The sequence below is a fragment of the Bradyrhizobium sp. WSM1417 genome (assembly GCF_000515415.1).
GTDB lineage: Bacteria > Pseudomonadota > Alphaproteobacteria > Rhizobiales > Xanthobacteraceae > Bradyrhizobium.
The window spans coordinates 4,076,421-4,096,163 of record NZ_KI911783.1 but is presented as its reverse complement, the minus strand read 5'-3'; the positions used below and the strand labels follow the sequence as shown (position 1 = coordinate 4,096,163).

Below are 19,743 nucleotides of genomic sequence, written 5' to 3'. Positions count from 1 at the left end.
TTAGTCACTTTTCTGGCGCCGTGGGTCGGCCTCGTCGGCGGAAGCGCCTCCCTCGACGCCAGCCGAGGCCAGGATGTAGTCGCGGGGCACCTGGCCGAAATTGACGATCCTGCCGCCGTTTTCGCGGACGAACTTATCCGCGTCCGCCCGATCAGCGAATGAAACGGCTTCGTCTCCGCCCATGCCGCTCTTTGCGCGACTGCCGATCACGAACAGCGCCTTCCGCGCCTCGACCCAGTTGTCCGCGCCCGGCTTCTCCCAGCTCGGCGCCTTGCCCATGTCCGACACGTAGATCGCCCGAATGTCCTTGGGCTCGTCCGGCAGCATTGTGAAACCGATGGTGTCGCGCACCGAGGAGAACCAGACCGGCTCGATCAGGCTCGCGACGAAGATGTGTCCCTTGGGACCCGGATGCTCGAGCACATTCATCCCGCAATAGTGGCCGATGTCCTCAGCGGTCATCCTGCTAGGGGGCGGAAGCTCGGCCGTCTGCTTTTCCCAGCAGCCGCCCAACAAGATTGGAGCCAGCACAGCGAACACGAGTGCGAAGCGCCTCATAACTCTCTCCGTGCGAAGAACATGGCAGCAAGACCGAGGGGCGCGACGACCCAGGCTGCCAGGCCGATCAATAGCGCGCCAAGGCTGGTGGTCGCAGTTCCAGCAAGCCCGGCCATTCCCGAGAATTGGCTGACGTTGAATCCAGTCAGGTTCGTCATCCGGTACAAGTCCGTCGGATTGAGGAACAGTAGAGCTTCCAGGACAGGTGCGGACACGAGCTTTCCCTGGTCGACAACCAATATCCCGAGCAGCGCCATGTCGAACACCAGCACCATCAACAACCACACGCCCACCGACACGCCCGCGGCGGTGCCCCTGTCGCGCACTAGGCTGCTGATCAGGTAGCCAACCGCGACGAAGGCGGCACCCAGCATGATCGACGTTCCGAGCATCGAGGCGAAGGCGTACCAGCTCGCGGCGAGTACCGAGGCGCCGGTCATCGCCAGGGCGGCGGCCGCGGCGCCATAGCCGATGACGGTTGCAAAGGCGAGGATCAGGACGTGACCGCAGAACTTACCGAGGATCACTTGGCTGCGTCCCACGGGATAACTCAGGAGAAGCATCATGGTGCCGCGTTCCATCTCGCCGACGACGGCGTCGTGCGAGATCAGCAGCGCTATCAGCGGAAGCAGGAAAATCGTCAGGCTCGACAGGCTGACGACGACAACATCGAGCGCACCCGCGCCTACGTTTCCGGTGGGCGCACTGCCAAGGAACGTCAAGGACAAGGCGAGCGCAGCCAGGAGAAGCGTGGTTGCCAGCACCCAGCGATTCCGCATCCCCTCCTGGATCTCCTTGATGGCGATGATGAGGATCGTTCTCACGCTACGCTCTCCTGCGAATTGAGGAAATGCGCATAAAGCTCGTCGAGAGTCGGCGCCGCGATCTCGATATTGGTGACGTCAGGATTTCCGGCGGCAGCTCTCAGCACGTCCATCTTGCCCGCCTCATCGGGCACCAGCAGTAGGCGTCCGCGCGCGGTCGCGAGGCTCTCGCCGTTCATCCACGCCGCGGGTACGCTGGCGCCGGGCGCAAGATCGAGCGAAACCCGGATCGGCAGTTGTGAGATCGAGCGCAGTTCCGTCAGCGAGCCCTGCGCGACGAGCAAGCCCCTGTTCATGATGAGAACGTGCTCAGCGCGATCTTCGAGTTCGTTCAGCGCATGCGACGAAATCAGCACCGTGGCGCCGTCGTCGCGGAGTTCATTCAAGATTTCGTAGAAGGTTTGCCGCAGTGCCGGATCCAAGCCCGTCGTCGGCTCGTCCAGCAGGAGCACGCGAGGCCGCCCTAGCAGCGCCTGCGCCAGTCCGAGGCGCTGCCGCATGCCCTTTGAGTAGGTGCCGACCCGGCGGTCCGCCGCATCGGTCAACCCGACGCGATCCAGAAAAGGCCACGCCTTGGAGGGCTCGACCCGCTTCAACCGCGCGTAGAAGGACAATGTTTCCCGCCCGGTCAGCGCCGCGTTGAACGCGACGTTCTCCGGAAGAAATCCAAGCTGCCGGCGGGCCGAAAATTCGCCGGCGGCGGGGTCCTCGCCCAGCACGCGAATTGAGCCCCGGTCCGGACGGATCAACCCCAGCAACAACTTGATCAGCGTGGTCTTGCCGGCGCCATTGTGCCCGACCAGCGCGCTGAGCCGTCCCGGGACGAGCTCGAACGAGACGTCGCGCAGGGCCCGCACGGCCTGGTAGTTCTTCACTATGCCGGTGACGGAGACGGTCGCGCTCATCGCCGCTGCTCCTTGCCCGACGGACGCGGCGGCGGAGCGATCAAGGGCCGGCTGTCGATGACGCCGCCCGGGTAGAGCGCCGGAAACTGAGCCTGCGCCCACCGCAGAACCTGGACCGCCGGGCTGTTGATCAGGACCTTTGCCGAGGGCGCGGTCCACAGCACCCGGTCGACCAAATCGTTGGGCCGGTAGGCCGTATCGGCGATACCGTCGCCGTCGAGGTCGAAGCCCGGGTTGTCGCTCCAGTAGTTGCCGCGGCCACCTTTCGACCAATCGAGGTCGCGGGTGCCGACGTATTTGACTTGATTGCGGTTGCCGACGAAGGCGTTTCCGGTGATCTCGTTGCCCTCGGACCCCGCTGTGAAATGAACGCCGATGGCGCACCGCTCGAACCAATTGTTCCGGAACCGGTTATGGTTCGTGTTGTAGATGAAGACGCATTTTTCCGGGCCGCTCCGCAAGCCCGGCTCCCGCCTCGCCTCTGGAATCATGCCGCGCTCGTCGTCGGGACGCTCGTCGCCTCTGTCGACGATGGTATCCAGCGGACCGCCCGTCACTCTGTTGCCTTCGATCTCGGCGTAGTTGGCATAGTTGAACAGGAAGCCGTGATCTCGATCGCGCTCAGAAATGTTGTCGCGGATTCGCAGGCGGTTTGAGTACATGATGGCGTAACCGACATGGTTTCCAATCGAGACATTGCCACTGACTTCGCTGTCGTTGGTGTACATGTAGTGGACCGCGAAGCGGACCTGCTCGAAGCGGTTGCCGATGAAGCGGTCCTTGCGGCTCGAAATGCTGAAGATGCCATCCCGCCCGTAGCGAAAATTGTTGTCGGCGATGGTGACGTCAGGCGCATTCCAGAGCGACACGCCGTTGCCGGCCTCGTTGAGGCGACCGCCGCGAATCCCTTCGATCGTGTTGCGAACGACCTGTGACCCCGCTGCTCCGTGCACGTAGACACCGAAGAGGTTTCCCACCAGACGGTTGTTCTCGATCCTCGCGCGTTCGGCGGTCTTCTGAAGAAAGACTCCGGAATTCATCGCCTGCAGATCGCGCCCGGAGCCCCGGACGGTCACGCCGCTGATGGTCACATCCGGCGCGGTCACCGTCACGACGTTGCCGGTGCCGCCGCCGTCGAGCACGGCGCCGGGGTGTCCGGTCAGCACAAGGGGACGATCGATCCGGATCGCACCGTTGTAGTCTCCCGAAGCAAGTTGGATCACGTCACCGTCGCGCGCGTGATCCAGCAACGCTTGCAGCGACTGGCTTGGCACAGCCGTCAGCGTCTCCGCGTTGGCAGAGCCGGCCAATCCGGCGGCGACGAGCGCCGCCGGAAGCAGGTGTAACGAAAGACGCACGGCGTCACTCCAATCAAACCGATTTCGGCTCCACGAACATGCGGCCCTTCATCTCCATGTGCATCGCATGGCAGAACCACGAGCAGTAGTACCAGTACACGCCGGGCTTATCGGCACTGAACGTCACCGATGCCGTCGCCATCGGCGCGACTTCCATCTGGATGCCGTAGTTCACGATGCTGAAGCCGTGGGTCAGGTCCTCGACTGCATCGATGTTGGTGATGAAGACAGTGACCTGGTCGCCCTGCTTGACCTGGAACTGCTCGAGCCCGAATGCCGGAGCCGTCGAGGTCATGTAGACCCGCACCTTGTTGCCGTCGCGGATGACCTTGGAATCACCTTCCAGGTCGATGCCGTCAGCCTTGGCCTGCTTGACTGCATCCGCAAACATCGGGTCCGCGCGATCCCAGATCGAGATCGGATTGATCTTGGACCGGTGCACGATGGTGGCGTCATGGGGCTCCGCAAAGCTCGGACCATCGTGAACCAGCTTCATCTGATCGCCCGAGATGTCGATCAACTGATCGTTCTCGGGCTTCAGCGGACCGACGTTGAGGAATCGATCCTTCGAGAACTTGTTCAGCGAGATCAGCCATTTTCCGTCGGCCTCCTTGGTCTGCCCCATCGAGGAGTGGTTGTGACCGGGCTGATAGTGCACGTCGATCTTCTGGATGATGGGATCGACCTTCTCGCCCTTGAACGCCCGTTTGGCGAGGTCGATATTCCACTTGCAGACCTGGCTGTCGAGGAACAGGGTGGTGTAGGCGTTGCCCTTCCCATCATAAGCTGTATGCAGCGGTCCGAGGCCGAGTTCGGGCTCGGCGACAACGACGTCGCGCGGCTTGATCTTGTCGTCGAACAATTGATCGAACAGCCGCACGTCCATCACGGTGACCGTCGGTGAGAGCTTTCCGGCCGCAACGATGTGGATCCCGTCGGGAGCGGTGTTCATGCCATGCGGATTGTTCGAGACCGGAACATAGCGCGTGTACGGCGAGCCCTTGCGGCCGTCGATGACCGGCACGCCTTTCATTTCCTTGAAGTCGCCCTTTTTCACGGCCTCTTCGATCCGCTTCAGGTTGAAAATGACGACCCAGTCCTGCTCGTTGGCGGTCATTTCGGCGAGGGTGACGCCCTCCTCCGCGTTATAGCAGGTCGAGAAGGCGTATTTGCCCTGGTAGTCGGCATCGACGTTGTCGAGATTGCCGTCGACGATCACCTGCCATGCGACCTTCATTGTATCTCCGTCGACCGCCGAGAAGATCGAGCGATACTGCTTCCTGTCGTCAAGGATCTTACCGTCGTTCGGCAAGGGAACGGCGTCCTCGCCGTTGGCGAAGACATAACCCGTGCGCGGATATTTCTGCACGCGCAGGCCGTGCACCGTGTGCTGGTTTGGCAACTCGATGATCTTGTCGCACTTCATGACGTCGAGGCGCACCCGCGCGACGCGGCTGTTGGCCTTGTCGTTCATGAAGGCGTAGCGGCCGTCATAGGTCCCATCGGTGAATGAGATATGGGGGTGATGCAGGTCGCCGTTCAGGTAGGTGCCGCCGCGGCTCTTGAGAAACTCTCGTGTCTCCGGCTGCAATCCTTCGGTCAGAACCTTGAGGCTTTCATTCGTCTGTCCCCAGCCGGTGGCGCTGCAGCGGTTGAAGACCGGAACGCGCATCAGTTCGCGCATCGAGGGCAGGCCGACGATGCGCATTTCGCCGGACTGGCCGCTCGAGAAGAAGACGTAGTATTCGTCGAGCTCGCCCGGCGCGACTTCCGTCTTCTGCACAGCCGGACGCGCCGGCGGCGCCTTGGGGGTGCCAGCTTTGGTCTGCGCGTCGGCTACCGAGACGAAGCCGCCGTCCTTCATCACAGCTCCGCCGGCGAGTCCAACGCCCGCAGCCGCGGCAGTGGTCCCCAGCAGGGTTCGTCGGCTGACGCCCTTTGCGTTTTCGTTGTCGCTCATGATGGTCTCCTCGGCTTTCGTTTCAGGTTGCAGGTGGAGTGATAGCGTCGGCGGGCGCCGCGCGGACGGGTTTACCGCCAGCAATGATGAGCGTGTCCGGACCCTTGCCGCCGGAGCGCATCGATGGCGACGACATCGCCTGGCGCTTTTCCCGCTTCAGCCGCACCTGGATCATGTGCGGGCAGCGGTGGTCGTCGAAATAGAGTTCCTGGCAGTGCATGCAGTAGATGCACTCATTGACGTTGATGTGACCTTCCGGATGGATCGCCTGCACCGGACACTCGTTGGCGCAGCGCTGACAGGGCGAGCCGCATTCCGGCCAGCGCCGCAGCCATTCGAACATCCGGATGCGCCCTGGGATCGCCAGCGCAGCACCGAGCGGGCACATGTAGCGGCAGAAGAAGCGCTCGACGAACAATCCGGCGGCGAGCAGGGTCAACACATAGAGGACGAACGGCCACTCCCGCGCGAACTTCAGGATGATGGACGTCTTGAATGGTTCGACCTCGGCGAGTTGCTCGGCGAAGGCGGTCGAGTAGAGGGACATGCCGAACAGGCCGAGAAAGATGATGTACTTGATCGGCCAGAGCCGCTCGTGAAGTCCCCAGGGAACGCGGAATTGAGGCACCTTGAGCGCCTGCGCGACGTTGTTGAGCAATTCCTGCAGGGCGCCGAACGGGCAAAGCCAGCCGCAGAACGGTCCACGGCCCCAGAACAGCAGCCCGGCCGCAATCGATGCCCAGAGGATGAAGATCAGGGGAGCCGAGAGGAAGTAGTCCCAGCTGAAACCGGTCAACAGGGAATTCGCGAAGGTCAGGACGTTGACGACAGAGAGCTGGGCGTTCGCATACCAGCCAAGCCAGACAAGGATGAAGAGCAGGTAGCCTCGGCGCACCCAGACGTACACGGCTGGACGTCGAACCAGCACGTTCTGAAAGAAGAAGATGAGGGTGAGCGCGCCGAGCGCCGCCACGGTCAAGCCGACCTTGACGGTGTTGGCGCGCCAGATCCGCATCCACAGCGGCTCCTCGTCCGACGCGGGCGGCGGCGTACCGACTTCGCGCATCTCGGCAACGGAGGTCGTCGACGCCTTCGAAGCCGCCGCTTGCGGAGGCTGCGCCGGGGGCGCTTGGCGCTTCAGGTAGGCCTCAGGAAGTGCATAGCCGAGATCGAAGGTGACCAAAGCCTTGTCTCGGGCGCCGACCACGCGCTGCACCAGGAGCCGCAGCACCCATGGTTCAATCGGATCGAACGCGAGCTCGGGAGGCACCGTGAACAGCGCGATTTCCGGAAAGTCGGGCGCACCTTCGGCGGCAAGGTTGCCGAGCCGGGTGTGATCGCGGTCGCGGAAGCGGACGCTGTTGGTCTCCTGAACCAGTTCGATGCGGTCGAAGATTCCGCCGCGGACGTAGGCGGCTCCCTTGAACGAGTAGCGGCCGGATCCGGCCACGACCAGCGCCTGCTGACCTGGCTTGAGACGGCCGACGAGCCGTTGGTAGCCGTCGTCTCCGAGCAGACTCCGTCCGATCGTGGGAACGGCGACATCGGCGACATACAGATCGATGAAAGTGTCGTCGGGATCGCCCGTCTCCGGATGCGCGGTCGCGGCGGCGTTACCAGTGCTTTCGAACGCCCTGTTGATATCCGCGACCGACAGAAAGAGCCGCCTCACCGAGCCGTCACCGACGAGACTTTGCCAATCGCGAACCTCGCTCTTTGCGGGATCGATGGCTTTCGACGCTTGCGGCGCTGCGCTGGCGGCTGCATTGCCTTGGGCGCCGAGCCGGCCGCTCTTGATCAGCTTGGTCGCGGAACGGACAATGCTGTCTCCGAACACGAGCACGGTCACCGTAGCCCCGCTGACAATGTCGACCTGGGGCGCCTGCGCAGCACCGCGCGCCACCTCGCTCATGTCGGCACCAATCAACTTGTTGACGGCGTCCAGGATCCTCTTCTCCGGAATCCCGACGAGAACAATCGGCTCCTTGTGCTCGACCAGTTTGAATCCCTTGAGCACGCCCTTGGTATCGATGCCGATCAGAACCTGGATCGGCTTGCCGGAATAGCCCGTGGCGTTGGCGAACTGGGAATTGAGGTAGACGAACCCCTGCAACTGGTCGCCGCGATAGACCGGAACGATCGGCGGATCTCCCTGCGGCGGACCGAATCGGTCGGCGCCTTGAAAGAAGTCGGCGGGCGTGACCTTCGGCAGAAAAGTGGCGAGATCGCCGGCAGCGAGTGCCGCATGTGCCCACAACGTCGCGCAGATCGCGACAATCACCGCGAAGACTGCTGCAGATGCAGGCCGTCTGTGGGCGAAAAAACTCCGGACCATGGAGTACCTCAAAGCGGAACGGGTCTGCCCGAGCACGCTCATTCCATTCGAATTTCGATGTTTGATGTCCCGGGATCGTCGTTGACGCCGGACGGGAGGATCGATTGAGCCAACGCAAATCGTGCTGCGTCAAGAAGGTCTATCTAATGATAGGAATGGCCTCGCAACTTGCGCTGCATCAAACAGCCGAGGAATATGATCATGCCGTTGCTGCGAACGACGCTCTTGAAGATGGAACCGGCAGGGACCCTGCACTCGCTCGACGAACTGTTCGCGCTTGCGAATGCCATGGAGCAGGAAGCCGCGACCAAGTACGGGGAACTCGCCGAAGAGATGCGACGTCAGGGCCGTGTCGACCTGCTGACGGTCTTCTCCGATTTGGCGGCGGCGGAGCGCGAACACGTCCATAGCGTGCAGCGCTGGTCACAGTCGCGCCGCGGGAAGTTGCCGGATCCCGCTCTGGTCCGCTGGGAGGCGCCCGAGACGTTCGACAGTGACGCCACAGCCGAAATCAAGGCTTCGAACCTGATGACCCCTTACCGCGCGCTCGCTATGGCGGTGCGCAACGAGGAGCGTGCCTTCGCGTTCTGGTCTTACCTGGCGGCATTCGCCGACGATCCCGAGATCAAAAAGGCCGCGGAGGCGATGGCGAGCGAGGAGCTCGGTCACGTGGCCATCCTGCGCAAGGCACGCCGTCGGGCCTATCGGCAAGAACCTGATGTGGCACGGTGGGGTGAGGCGCCGGCAGAGCGAATCGATGCCGGCGCCCTGGAGCGCCGGTTGGTCGGTCGTCTCGAGCAAATGGAAGGCGCCCTCGATCCGATGCAGGCTGCAAGGATTCGCGAGCTCGCGGGCGAAGCGCGATCGATGTCGGAACAGTCGGATGGATTCGGGCGGTTTCCGGCCAGTCTTCAGCAGCGTGATGCCGAGACGATCGCCGAGGCCCTGACGGACGCCTATCTCGAGGGCGCGGAGGCGCAGGACAACGCGGCACACCTCGAAACTCTCCAGGCTCTCGCCGGCCGTTCGATAGCCCGTCTTGCGTGGCTCCGCTCCTTGTCAGCCTGACGACGGCACTTTAAAAAGCGCCGCCTCAACACCTCGGATCGATCGGACCCGTGCAGTCGGGACAATGACCGTCGGCAGCCGCGCCGAGCTGCCGACTGAACTCGGCTCTCAAAGCTTCGGCCTTCCAGGTGGTCCCATCGCTCTTGGCGATGCGCTTGGCGCGCTCGTAGGCGTGACTTTCAGCTGCGTCTCCGGAAACTAAACCGCGCATCAGGTCAGGCGCGTCCGTGAAATAGAAGATCGAGTATGAGTTTCGACATCATCGTGAGTACAGCCAGGTTGGAACTAACACCGTTATTGGTGCGGTTCGGCATAAAGTGCTCACCGTTAAGTGGGGTCGTTGCCGCTCAGAAACTGCGTCACGACCTCGATCTGGTCGTCAGCGATCAGGGCCGGCGCATGGCCGCAATCCGCAATGGTGTGGACGCGGATATTAGGATTGCGCCGCATCATGTCCCTGAGGACGGCTTCGGGAAGCAAATCCGATTGCTGCCCGCGTATCACAAGAATGGGGACATCGATCGCATCCCAGTATTTCCAGAGATCGACGCTATAGTGCCAAGGGTTTCGAAAGGCCTGAGCGATGTTCGGATCGCACAGCGGCCTGAAGCAGCGCCCCTCCGCGCTCCAGCTCACACTATGCGTTGTCAGATGCCGCCAGTGCGCATCCTCCAATCGCCCGAAGGGCGCCAAAACCTGCCGGTAGTAGCCTTCGGCCTGTTCGATCGTCTCAAAGGATCTTGGCGCATCGTTGAGATTGGCGCCGAGGCGAAGCAATCCGGCCCAGGGCAAATACGGTCCGATATCGTTGATGACGATGCGACGGATCGGACTGCCCGGAAGGGCGGCCAGCACCATCCCGATCAGGCCACCGAGCGACGTGCCGACCCAGTCGATCTCCGTTGCACCCAGGCCCGCCATCAGCACTGTCATATCGCTGCAATATTGCGGCAACGCGTAGTCGCTGCTGTCCTGCAGCCGCTCGCTTTGTCCCCGGCCCGGCAAATCCGGGCAAATGACACGCCGGCCCGCGCTGGCGAGAACTGCAGCGAGATGATCGAAGTCCCGGCCGTTTCTCGTCAACCCGTGGACACAGAGTACTGGCCGCACCCCGGACGCCGGTCCCCAATCCGTGAATGCGATGCGATGGAAGCTGCGGCGGGTCAGCCCGCGCACCGAACCGATACGGTCGGGCGCCATCTGCCGTCCTTCAGGCCAATCCGCGGGGCGCACCTCGGTGGATTTCAGCCGCATCGGTTTATTCGACAAACCGGTGAGCATCGGCCGAGGTCTCGAAGATATGCGGCGCGACGTCGCGACGTGACAACGCGTCGCCGAGCTTCAGACGCATGAATGCGCTGGTGGTGTAGCGCGAAGCATGATCGTAGCAGGTCCGCTCGACCTCGGCGGCCATTGAAAACCATTTCTCCGCCATGTCGGGAGCGATGTAAGACGAATCGTAATTGACGACTGCGGAAAACCGGCGTCCGACACGATGGAAGAGCTCGAGGATCGACGCCCGGATTACTTCAACGTCGGCATCTCTATGGACCCGATAGCCGTCGAGCCCGAGGAACAGCGTGTTGCGATCGGCATCGTACGACAGCCGCTCCACCAGCGGCCTGTTGAGCAGCCGGTCGTCGAGCTGCATCAGCGCTTCGCTGAACAGCGAAACATCCATCGATTTCGGCGCTTGGATGATGGGGCGAAAGCCCATCAGCGCGAGAATGTCGCGCTCCATGTCGACACCCGGCGCGATCTCCGTTAGTTCGAGACCTTCCTGGGTAAGCTTGAACACGCATCGCTCGGTCACATAGAGAACCGGCTGCCTGTTGGTTGCGGCAAGCTGGCCCGAAAACGTGATCTGATCCACTTTGTCGATGAATTTCGATGATTTTCCTTCGCTGAGGATCTTGAGCTCGCCATCCACGACCGATGTCTTGAGCCCACCGGTGGTGAAGGTGCCTGCGAAGATCAGCCGGCGCGCATTCTGGGATATGTTGATGAAGCCGCCGGCGCCGGCCAGGCGGCCATTGAACAGACTGACGTTGACGTCTCCGCGGCCATTGACCTGAGCCATGCCGAGACAGGCCAGATCGAGCCCGCCGCCGTCGTAAAAATCGAACATCTGGTTCTGGTCGATGATCGATTCTGCATTGATCGAAGCACCGAAATCGAGGCCGCCTTGCGGAATACCGCCGATGATGCCAGGCTCGGCGGTCAGCGTCACAAAGTCGAACAGCTTCTCCTCGGCGGCAACCGACGCAACGCCCTCGGGCATGCCAATGCCGAGATTGACCACGCCGCCCATCGGCAATTCCAGGGCGCAGCGGCGCGCAATGATCTTGCGGTTATCCAGCGCCATCGGAACATTGCGATCGGCCGGCGCACGCAATTCACCCGAGAACGCGCCGTTGTAGCCGGTGGCATAGGTCTGGACATGGTTTTCGGGCTGCGCAACGACGACGCAGTCGATCAAGACGCTCGGAATTTTGACGTGACGCGGATTGAGCGAACCGGACGCGGCGATGCGCTCCACCTGCGCGATGACGAACCCTTTGCAATTCTTGGCAGCCGTTGCCAACGCCAGATTGTCGAGGGTCAACGCCTCTTTCTCCATCGAGATGTTGCCGTTGTGGTCGGCGGTGGTACCTCTGATGATCGCAACGTTGATCGGAAATGCCTTGTAGAAGAGCCATTGTTCGCCGTCGATTTCGATCAGCCGCACCAGCTCTTCGGTGGTGCGCGCATTCAGCTTTCCGCCGCCATTGGCCGGATCGACGAAAGTGCCGAGCCCGACCTTGGAGAGAAGCCCGGCCTTGCGCCCCGCAATTTCGCGAAACAGATGCGATACGCATCCGAGCGGCAAATTATAGGCCTCGACGTGATTGTCGACCGCCATCCGGGCGAGTTTCGGAACCAGGCCGAAATGTCCACCAACCAGGCGTTTGATCAGCCCGGGATGCGCCAGGCGGTTGAGGCCGCGATCGGCGCCGTCCCCTGGCGCTGCCGCGAACACCAGCGAAAGGTCCCGCGGCTCTCCGGTCTGCACGAAGCGCCGCTCCAGCGCCTTGATGATCTCGTCGGGCGTTCCCACACCGACGAAGCCGGACGAGGCGACGGTGTCACCGGAACGGATGATGGCAACCGCCTCGGCGGCGTCGACGATCTTGTTGCGCATCAGGTTTCTCTTGCGGAATTGGCGTCGCGGGCGACCAGCCAGTCGGCAATGCTCTGGCTCAGCTTGCCCTGCGACTTGCTGGAGACGAACAGGCCGACATGGCCGCCGGGCAGCGGAATTTCGGTATAATCGGTGCTGCCGATCTTCGCTCCGAGCGCGCGCGAGCAGTCCGGCGGAATGATGTGGTCGTCCAGCGCAAAAACATTCAGCACGGGAGCCGTGATCGACTTCAGATCGACCCGACGGCCGGACAGTTCAAAGCTGCCATCGACCAGGCGGTTCTCCTGGTAGAGATCCTTCAGCCACTGCTTCGCCGCTTCGCCAGGATGATGCGGACGATCCGCGAGCCACTTTTCCATGCGGAGGAAATTCATGAACTTGGCCTCGTCATCGACGACGTCGATGAGATCGACATTGTACTTCGTCAGTGAGCGCATCGGCGTCATCATCGAGAACACCGAGCTCATGAACTCGCCCGGCAGCACGCCATAGGTGTCGACCAGCTTGTCGATGTCATCAGGATCGAGGCTACGGGTCCAGAGGTTGAGGAAGCCGTGGTGCGCGGCCTTGTCCTTGACATCGGCATGGAAGTCGATCGGCGTGATGGTGATGACGAGATTTTTCACCTTCTCCGGATGCAGAGCGGCGTAGCACGTCGTAAAGACGCCGCCTTCGCAGATGCCGAGCAGCGTGATCTTGTCACGGCCGGTTTCCTGCGCGATGCGGTCGACTGCGGCATCGATGTAGTCATCGACGTAATCATCAATTTTCAGCCATCGCTCGGTTCGGCCCGGCTGGCCCCAGTCGATCAGCCAGAGATCGAGCCCTTTTGAGAGCAGGCTGCGCACCAGTGAGCGGTCAGGCTGTAAATCAGCCATGGTATACCGCCCGATCAGGCCGTAGGCCAAAAGGACGGGCGTCTTCGCGGCCGCTTCCGCCGTCGACTCGTAATGGAACAGCTCGACCTTGTCGCGGCGCATGACGAGATGCTTCGGCGTGGTGCCGATGGCGACGTCTTCATCCCGCGTATTGGCGATCAGCTGTGTCGCCTTGAACATCTTCTCGGCGTTAGCCGCCATGTCACGGGCGAAGCGCGAGGTCTGGTTCTCCTGATCGCTCATCGTGCGGCTTCGCTCTTCTGGTCGCGGATCTGGCGGGCGAGCGTACGGACTTCTCGGCGGAGTTCGGTCAATTGCCGCGTCACATCGTCGAAATCCTTACGAGTCGGCAGGCCCAACATGGCTGACGCCGCTTCAGCCACGTCATCCTGCCGGCTCCGCAATTTGAGTCCCGCCTGGAGCAGCTCTTTCTGAGCTTGCAAGAAGCCGTCGGTGCGCTGGTTACGGATCAGTTCCTCGTTGGAGATTTCGCTCCATTTGGCGAACGCCTCGCGCCACTCCGGTTGCGGGGACCCATCGCTAGCGGTTGCGGACATCGTCTCGTAGAACCGCTTCGACGCTTCGGGCCACGGCGCGGCGGCAACCGCATTGTAGCGCGCAAGCCGCTGGCGCATCTCGATCCAGGCGCCAAAGGCCAACGCCATTTTCCGGTCGATGTCCCAGACGTCGGCAAGCCGCGGCCCCTGCGCCATTCGCTCGATCGCTGCGGACAATTCGTTGCCGTCGCCAAATCCACCCGGCTTCTCGGACAGACGCGCCATCATGAACGGTGCCATCGACCCCGACCACGCCTCGACCATGCGGTTTGAGGATTCCGCCATCGTCTGCCAAAGCTTCGCCCATTCGACGCCGGGATCGGACTCAGCGGAAGCCGGTTTATTGTTCTCGCTCATGCTGCTCACTGTTTGTGTGCCCGTTCAGGCCGCCGCGCGGTTCCCGAACGCCTCGGTGTAGATCGCCAGGGCATCGTCGAAGCTCAATTCCCTGGGATTGTTGACGAGAAGCCGCGTCTGCTTCATCGCGTCCTCGGCGAGGTTCTTCAGGTCGCCCCTCGCGATGCCGACATCGGCCAGCGAGGCCGGCACGTTGCAATCCCGGCAGATCGCTGCGATCGCATCGACGAACAGGCGTGCTCGCTGGCTGACACTCATTCCTTCTGACTTGGGATCGACGATCGGCGCGAGTTCGGCGTAGAGGCCTTCTGCCTCCGGCAAATTGAACCGCAGCACCTGGGTCAGCACCAAGGCATTCGATAGGCCATGCGGCACGTGGAACAGCGCGCCGATCGGATAGGCCAGCGCGTGCACGGCGGCGACCGGGGAATTGGCGAACGCCATGCCGGCCAGCATCGAACCCAGCAGCATTTGCGACCGCGCTTCGAGATTAGATCCGTCCACACAGACCGTCCGGACATTCGCCGACAGCAGGGCGAGAGCCTGCCGCGCCAACTGGTCCGACATCGGATTCTTCCGGTGCTTGCTGGTATAGGCTTCGATGGCATGGACCATGGCGTCGATGCCGGTCGCCGCGGTGACATGCGCGGGCAGGCCGAGCGTCAGCTCCGGATCAAGGATCGCCCAGTCCGGAAGCAGGCGGGGCGCAACGACGCCCTTTTTCTCAGTCGTCGGCGTGGTGACGATCGCGATCGGGGTCACCTCCGAGCCCGTTCCGGCCGTTGTCGGCACCAGCAGCAGCGGAAGGCGTTCGCCCTTGGCAAGACCGACGCCGTAAATATCTTCGAGGCGATCAGGCGTCTTGGCCAGATAGGCCACCAATTTCGCGGTATCGAGCGCGCTGCCGCCGCCGATCGAGGCAACCAGCTCGATGTCCTTGTCACGGCAAAGTGCGACCGCCCGCTCGATGATATGCGACGGCGGATCCGCCTCCACATCTTCGAATATTGTCAGTTCGCAGCCGCCGGCAATCAGGCCGGCCTCGGCGTTTTTCGTCAGGCCTGCATTGCGTACACCCTTGTCGGTCACCAGCAGGACACGTTTTGCCGCGTATCCCGCAACCAACTCCGCCAGCTTTTTCGATGCGCCTGCCTCGAACAGGATGTTGGGCGGTGCCTGGAAGGTAAAAGCTTTCATCTGACATCACTCCTGATCTGACCGGACGTTACTGCCGCAAGCGCGACGGCGAGCTGTTCGGTCACGGCGTCAATCGGCTGCAGGCCGTCGACGATGTTGAGCAGTCCCAGCGACCGGTAGTATTCCGTGACCGGCGCGGTTTGCTCGCGATAAACGTCGAGCCAGGTCTTGAAGACCTCCGGATTATCGTCGCTGCGCCGCGGCTCGCCGCCTCGTCGGCGCGCCCCTTGATGCGCCCGAGCAGTGGATCTTCGCCGACCTCGAGCTCAAGTACCGCGTCGAGCTTGATGCCCCGGGTGGCGAGTTCCCGATCGAGCGCTTCGGCCTGCGCGACCGTGCGCGGGAAGCCGTCAAGGACAAAGCCGTTTGCCGCGTCGGAATGATCGATACGATTGGCGATCACCGATACCACGACATCGTCGGGCACAAGTTCACCGCGATCCATGATGTGCTTGACGCGCAATCCCGCAGCCGTGCCTTCCGCGACCGCCTGACGCAGCATGTCTCCGGTCGACAATTGCGGGATCGCAAATCGAGTGACGATCCTCGTCGCCTGCGTGCCCTTACCTGCGCCTGGCGGCCCCAACAGAACCAGTCTCATATCGTTGCCCATATCTCGGTTTCAGCTCTTTGCCCGCGCGATTCAGCCGGCGCACTTCGGCACTGTCGCCCTCTCGATATTCATTTCGACGCCGCCTTTTTGGCTATGGCGGTTTTTGACCAGATCATCGACCACCGCGGGATCAGCTAAGGTCGACGTGTCGCCGAGCGCTCCGACTTCGTCCTCGGCGATCTTGCGCAGAATATGACGCATGATCTTTCCAGAGCGGGTCTTGGGCAGACCCGACGCAAACTGAATGACAGCGTCAGCATGAGCCCGCCATGCCCAGCCGCCCGGCACGTCATGGACCAGCGTATCTGACTTTTCCGTGCCCACCCTGGAGCCTCCTCGACGCACCACGATACGATTGTCTTGAGCGGATGGCGCCTCGTCCACGCTCGCACCGCGTGCAGACAACATCCCATGGTCAAGCGACTTGGTTCGCTTTGAGGCGACTGGCCCTACTTTTTCAGGTCAACCGTCGGCGGCTGGCTCATTGCAGTTGCAAGCTCGCGAAACTGTGCGTTCATTTTTTCCATCTGCTCCTTGAGATGGCTCTGATAAACTGCACCCATTTCCTGCGGGTCCTTGGCCTGCAACAGCCGTTGCGCAAGCTCGAAGCCCGAAGCCACATTTTCCTCGGCGAACGCGACTGCCCTTTCATTCATCTCCTTCGCCGCCGAATAGGTTGAGCGAACGCTGGAATCGGCTTTCTCTCTCAATTTCTGAGATTCGGTTATGTACTTCGACACAGCCTCTTTCGCCTTATCGAGCGTGGTCTGCGCCATTTCCCGCATCTTCTCGGCCTGCTCGTTGATCTGCTCACTCATTGCACTCTCCATTGCCGACGTTTGCGACCACGCCAATTTCAGCTCAGCTCACCAATTGACCCTGCCGACGGCTCACACGGTCGGCTCAACGACCTGTTTCAGCTTCTCGCGAAGTTCATCCACCAGCACGCGCGTATTCTCGCTGTAGTCGATCGGCACCACGACGAGGTGCACCCCGCCGCCCTTGAACGCGTTTTCGAGCGTCGGAATCAATGAGTCCGTGCTTTCGACCCGCGAGCCTTTCGCGCCGTAGCTCTCGGCATATTTGACGAAATCCGGATTGCCGAACGTGAGGCCAAAGTCGGGGAAACTATCGACCGCCTGCTTCCAGCGGATCATGCCATAAGCAGAATCTTCTAGGATAAGCACGACGAGATTCAATTTAAGGCGAACTGCGGTTTCCATCTCCTGAGAATTCATCATGAAGCCGCCGTCGCCGCAGACCGCGAGCACGCGACGTTCCGGATGCAGCATCGCCGCCATCATGGCGGATGGCAGCCCGGCGCCCATTGTCGCCAGCGCATTGTCCAGCAGCAGCGTGTTCGCCACATAGGTGCGGTAGTTGCGGGCGAACCAGATCTTGTACATTCCATTGTCGAGCGCGACGATGCCGTCTTCGGGAATGACCTTTCGCACATCATGCACGATGCGTTGCGGTGTCGGGGGCCAGCGCTCCTCGGTCGCGCGATCGCCGATCCGGGCCAGGATACTTTCGCGAAGGCTTAACAGCGCGCCGGCATGATGCAGCCGCCCCTCGAGACGATCGGCCAGCAACTCCAGGCTCGGTCCAACATCGCCGACAACTTCGCACTGCGGAAAGTAGACCCGCTCCACGTTGGCTGGCGTGTAGCTGACGTGGATGACTTGAGGCCCTTTCGGGCCCATAATGAAGGGCGGCTTTTCGATGGTGTCGTGACCTATGGCGATAATCAGATCGGCCCGGTCGACCGCTTCATGAACGTAGTCGCGCTCGCTGAGTGCCGCCGTTCCCATGTAGAGATTGCTGCCGCCGGGTACCGTTCCTTTGCCCATTTGTGTGGTGAAGAACGGGATTTTCGTGCGGCGGACGAAGCCGCCGATGCCGGCCGTGCTCCGCGGCCGGGATGCCGCGGCACCGAGCATGATCAATGGCCGCTTGGCCTTGAGGATCATGTCGGCGGCGCGGTCCAGCGAGGCACGATGGGCGACCGGGATCTCAATCGGATGCGGCGCCACCATCGCGACATCCTCGGATTCTTCGCCGGCGATGTCCTCCGGCAATTCGAGCAGCACCGGACCCGGGCGTTCTTCCATGGCGATCCGAAAGGCATCGCGAACGATCGTCGGAATGCTGGTCGTGCTGACGATCTGGAGCGACAGCTTGGTCAACGGCTTGAAAGCGCCAACCACGTCGACGATCTGGAATTTGGCCTGCCGGCTGCTCATGATGCCCTTCTGACCCGTGAGCATGATCATGGGCATGGCGCCGAGTAGCGCGTAGGCGGCACCAGTGGTCAGGTTCAATGCGCCCGGGCCCAGCGTGGTGATGCACACGCCGGGCTTGCCGGTCAGCCGTCCATAGGTCGCGGCCATGAAGGCCGCACCCTGCTCGTGGCGCGTCAGGACCAGCTTGATCGACGAATTACGTAGGCTTTCCACAACATCCAAGTTCTCCTCGCCGGGAACGCCGAAAATTCGGTCGACGCCTTCGTTCTCGAGTGCGGCAACCAACAGATCTGATCCCTTAGCCATCAGCGCGTCTCTCCCATTCGAATTCAATGCTCTCCGGACGCCGTCGCACGCATGGACGGGGCCGTCGTGTTTCGGTTCAGATCCGGCCATCGCCGTCGAGATAGCCTCGCGCCCGCGTATCCGGCATCCAGAGGGACGCGATGAGGGCGACCAGCGCCATCGCCGCGACGTACCAGAAGAACAGGGTTTCGTATCCGGACGATTTCAGCGACAATGCAACATATTCCGCCGTTCCGCCGAACATCGCATTGGCAATCGCGTAGGGAAGTCCGACCCCTAGGGCGCGCACCTCGGGCGGAAACAGTTCGGCCTTCACGACGCCACTGATCGAGGTATAGAAGCACGCAATCACAAGGCCGATCATGATCAGGCCAAAAACGGCGTAGACGTTGGTGGTGCTGGACAATGCCATCAATAGCGGCACCGCAGCGAAGGTGGCGCATCCGCTGAACAGGATCATGTTGTTGCGCCGGCCGATCCTGTCCGAAAGCGCCCCGAACACCGGTTGTAGCAGCATGAAGGCGATCAGGGCAGCGGTCATGATTGAGCTGACCGTCTTGGCATCCAGCTTCACGCTGTTGACCAGGAACTTTTGCATGTAGGTCGTGAACGTATAGAAAAACAGCGATCCGCCCATAGTGAATGCGAGAACGATCAGCAGCGCGCGCTTGTGATGCCAGAGGCCCGAGAGAGAACCTGCCTCCTTGCGATGCATGGTCTCTGCCGAAGCCGTCTCCTGCAATGAGCGGCGGAGATACAACGCCACGACGGCTGCGACGGCACCGAACAGGAACGGAACCCGCCAGCCCCATTCCTTTAACTCGTCGAGCGACAATGTCTGTTGCAGAACCACGACGACGAGGAGCGCGAGAAGTTGCCCGCCAACGAGCGTTACATACTGGAAGGACGAATAGAACCCGCGGTTACCCTTGCCGGCAATCTCGCTCATATAGGTTGCCGCCGTTCCATACTCGCCGCCGACCGACAGGCCTTGTGCCATGCGCGCAAACAGGAGCAACGCAGGCGCCGCAGCGCCGATTGTTTGATAGGTGGGCAGCATCCCGATCATTAGCGATCCGGCGCACATCAGGAGCACAGACAGCACCATCGAATTCTTGCGGCCATGCGCGTCGGCGATCCAACCGAACAGCCAGCCACCGAGCGGCCGCATGAAGAACCCTACGGCGAAAATACTGGCCGTCGCCAGCAACTGGCTCGTCTGGTCGCCCGACGGGAAGAACGCGGCCGCGAAGTAGATCGAGGTAAACGCGTAGGCATAAAAGTCATACCACTCGACCAGGTTTCCCGACGAGGCAGCCACGATCGCCCTGATGCGTGACAGCTTTTGCGCCGTGCTATCAGCGGGGATTGCCGGGTGCGATGCAGCAATGGCGGTCATTTGC

15 protein-coding genes and 2 pseudogenes are annotated in these 19,743 nt (G+C 61.9%); 1 reads left to right on the top strand and 16 read right to left on the bottom strand.

The genetic code is table 11. The annotated features are described in order from the left end of the window. From BRA1417_RS40600 to BRA1417_RS40595, 6 genes are read right to left on the bottom strand one after another with little or no spacing between them, the layout of a single operon-like run. Window positions 1-558, bottom strand: coding sequence for a nitrous oxide reductase accessory protein NosL (locus tag BRA1417_RS40600; RefSeq protein WP_035968657.1), 558 nt, complete (start codon window positions 556-558; stop codon window positions 1-3). Then, window positions 555-1,382 carry an ABC transporter permease subunit gene (locus BRA1417_RS0119455; RefSeq protein ID WP_027517233.1) on the bottom strand — a complete coding sequence of 276 codons (828 nt, stop codon included), beginning with the start codon at window positions 1,380-1,382 and terminating at the stop codon, window positions 555-557. The genes BRA1417_RS40600 and BRA1417_RS0119455 overlap by 4 nt, the downstream gene beginning before the upstream one ends. Continuing rightward, window positions 1,379-2,287 (bottom strand): ABC transporter ATP-binding protein, encoded by a 909-nt coding sequence (locus tag BRA1417_RS0119450; RefSeq protein WP_027517232.1) that lies wholly within the window; start codon window positions 2,285-2,287, stop codon window positions 1,379-1,381. The genes BRA1417_RS0119455 and BRA1417_RS0119450 overlap by 4 nt, the downstream gene beginning before the upstream one ends. Beyond that, entirely contained in the window at window positions 2,284-3,645 is a 1,362-nt protein-coding gene (locus tag BRA1417_RS0119445; protein WP_027517231.1) for a nitrous oxide reductase family maturation protein NosD, read from the bottom strand. Before BRA1417_RS0119445 ends, BRA1417_RS0119450 begins: the two co-directional genes overlap by 4 nt. 13 nt (window positions 3,646-3,658) lie before the next feature. Further along, the gene (gene nosZ / locus BRA1417_RS0119440) at window positions 3,659-5,605 is read right to left on the bottom strand and encodes a TAT-dependent nitrous-oxide reductase (protein ID WP_027517230.1); all 1,947 of its coding nucleotides are present in this window, start codon (window positions 5,603-5,605) and stop codon (window positions 3,659-3,661) included. A gap of 22 nt (window positions 5,606-5,627) precedes the next feature. Then, complete coding sequence (locus tag BRA1417_RS40595) at window positions 5,628-7,940, bottom strand: NosR/NirI family protein (RefSeq protein WP_051448358.1); 2,313 nt, start codon at window positions 7,938-7,940, stop codon at window positions 5,628-5,630. Between the two features lie 201 nt (window positions 7,941-8,141). Between BRA1417_RS40595 and BRA1417_RS0119430 the strand changes: the two genes are divergently transcribed. Next, complete coding sequence (locus BRA1417_RS0119430) at window positions 8,142-9,008, top strand: ferritin family protein (protein ID WP_027517229.1); 867 nt, start codon at window positions 8,142-8,144, stop codon at window positions 9,006-9,008. A gap of 327 nt (window positions 9,009-9,335) precedes the next feature. Here the strand turns inward: BRA1417_RS0119430 and BRA1417_RS0119420 are convergent, their stop codons facing one another. From BRA1417_RS0119420 to BRA1417_RS0119375, 10 genes and pseudogenes are all read right to left on the bottom strand, one after another. Then, complete coding sequence (locus BRA1417_RS0119420; protein WP_245286252.1) at window positions 9,336-10,289, bottom strand: alpha/beta fold hydrolase; 954 nt, start codon at window positions 10,287-10,289, stop codon at window positions 9,336-9,338. Then, window positions 10,267-12,189 carry an acyl CoA:acetate/3-ketoacid CoA transferase gene (locus tag BRA1417_RS0119415; protein WP_027517227.1) on the bottom strand — a complete coding sequence of 641 codons (1,923 nt, stop codon included), beginning with the start codon at window positions 12,187-12,189 and terminating at the stop codon, window positions 10,267-10,269. Before BRA1417_RS0119415 ends, BRA1417_RS0119420 begins: the two co-directional genes overlap by 23 nt. Then, window positions 12,189-13,310, bottom strand: coding sequence for a class III poly(R)-hydroxyalkanoic acid synthase subunit PhaC (phaC, locus tag BRA1417_RS0119410; protein WP_027517226.1), 1,122 nt, complete (start codon window positions 13,308-13,310; stop codon window positions 12,189-12,191). The genes BRA1417_RS0119415 and phaC overlap by 1 nt, the downstream gene beginning before the upstream one ends. Continuing rightward, entirely contained in the window at window positions 13,307-13,981 is a 675-nt protein-coding gene (locus BRA1417_RS0119405) for a poly(R)-hydroxyalkanoic acid synthase subunit PhaE (RefSeq protein ID WP_035968653.1), read from the bottom strand. Before BRA1417_RS0119405 ends, phaC begins: the two co-directional genes overlap by 4 nt. A 24-nt stretch (window positions 13,982-14,005) precedes the next feature. Next, window positions 14,006-15,178 carry an iron-containing alcohol dehydrogenase gene (locus BRA1417_RS0119400; protein WP_027517224.1) on the bottom strand — a complete coding sequence of 391 codons (1,173 nt, stop codon included), beginning with the start codon at window positions 15,176-15,178 and terminating at the stop codon, window positions 14,006-14,008. Next, window positions 15,175-15,779, bottom strand: a pseudogene (locus BRA1417_RS40590) (adenylate kinase). Before BRA1417_RS40590 ends, BRA1417_RS0119400 begins: the two are co-directional and overlap by 4 nt. Window positions 15,780-15,821: 42 nt before the next feature. Then, window positions 15,822-16,037 (bottom strand): annotated as a pseudogene (locus tag BRA1417_RS0119390) (hypothetical protein); the annotation flags it as partial. 203 nt (window positions 16,038-16,240) lie between these two features. After that, window positions 16,241-16,609, bottom strand: a complete 369-nt coding sequence (locus BRA1417_RS0119385; RefSeq protein ID WP_245286251.1) for a phasin family protein — start codon at window positions 16,607-16,609, stop codon at window positions 16,241-16,243. A gap of 72 nt (window positions 16,610-16,681) precedes the next feature. Continuing rightward, window positions 16,682-18,340, bottom strand: a complete 1,659-nt coding sequence (locus BRA1417_RS0119380; protein WP_027517221.1) for an acetolactate synthase large subunit — start codon at window positions 18,338-18,340, stop codon at window positions 16,682-16,684. A gap of 76 nt (window positions 18,341-18,416) precedes the next feature. Further along, window positions 18,417-19,739, bottom strand: coding sequence for an MFS family transporter (locus BRA1417_RS0119375; protein ID WP_035968649.1), 1,323 nt, complete (start codon window positions 19,737-19,739; stop codon window positions 18,417-18,419). Window positions 19,740-19,743 lie beyond the last annotated feature (4 nt).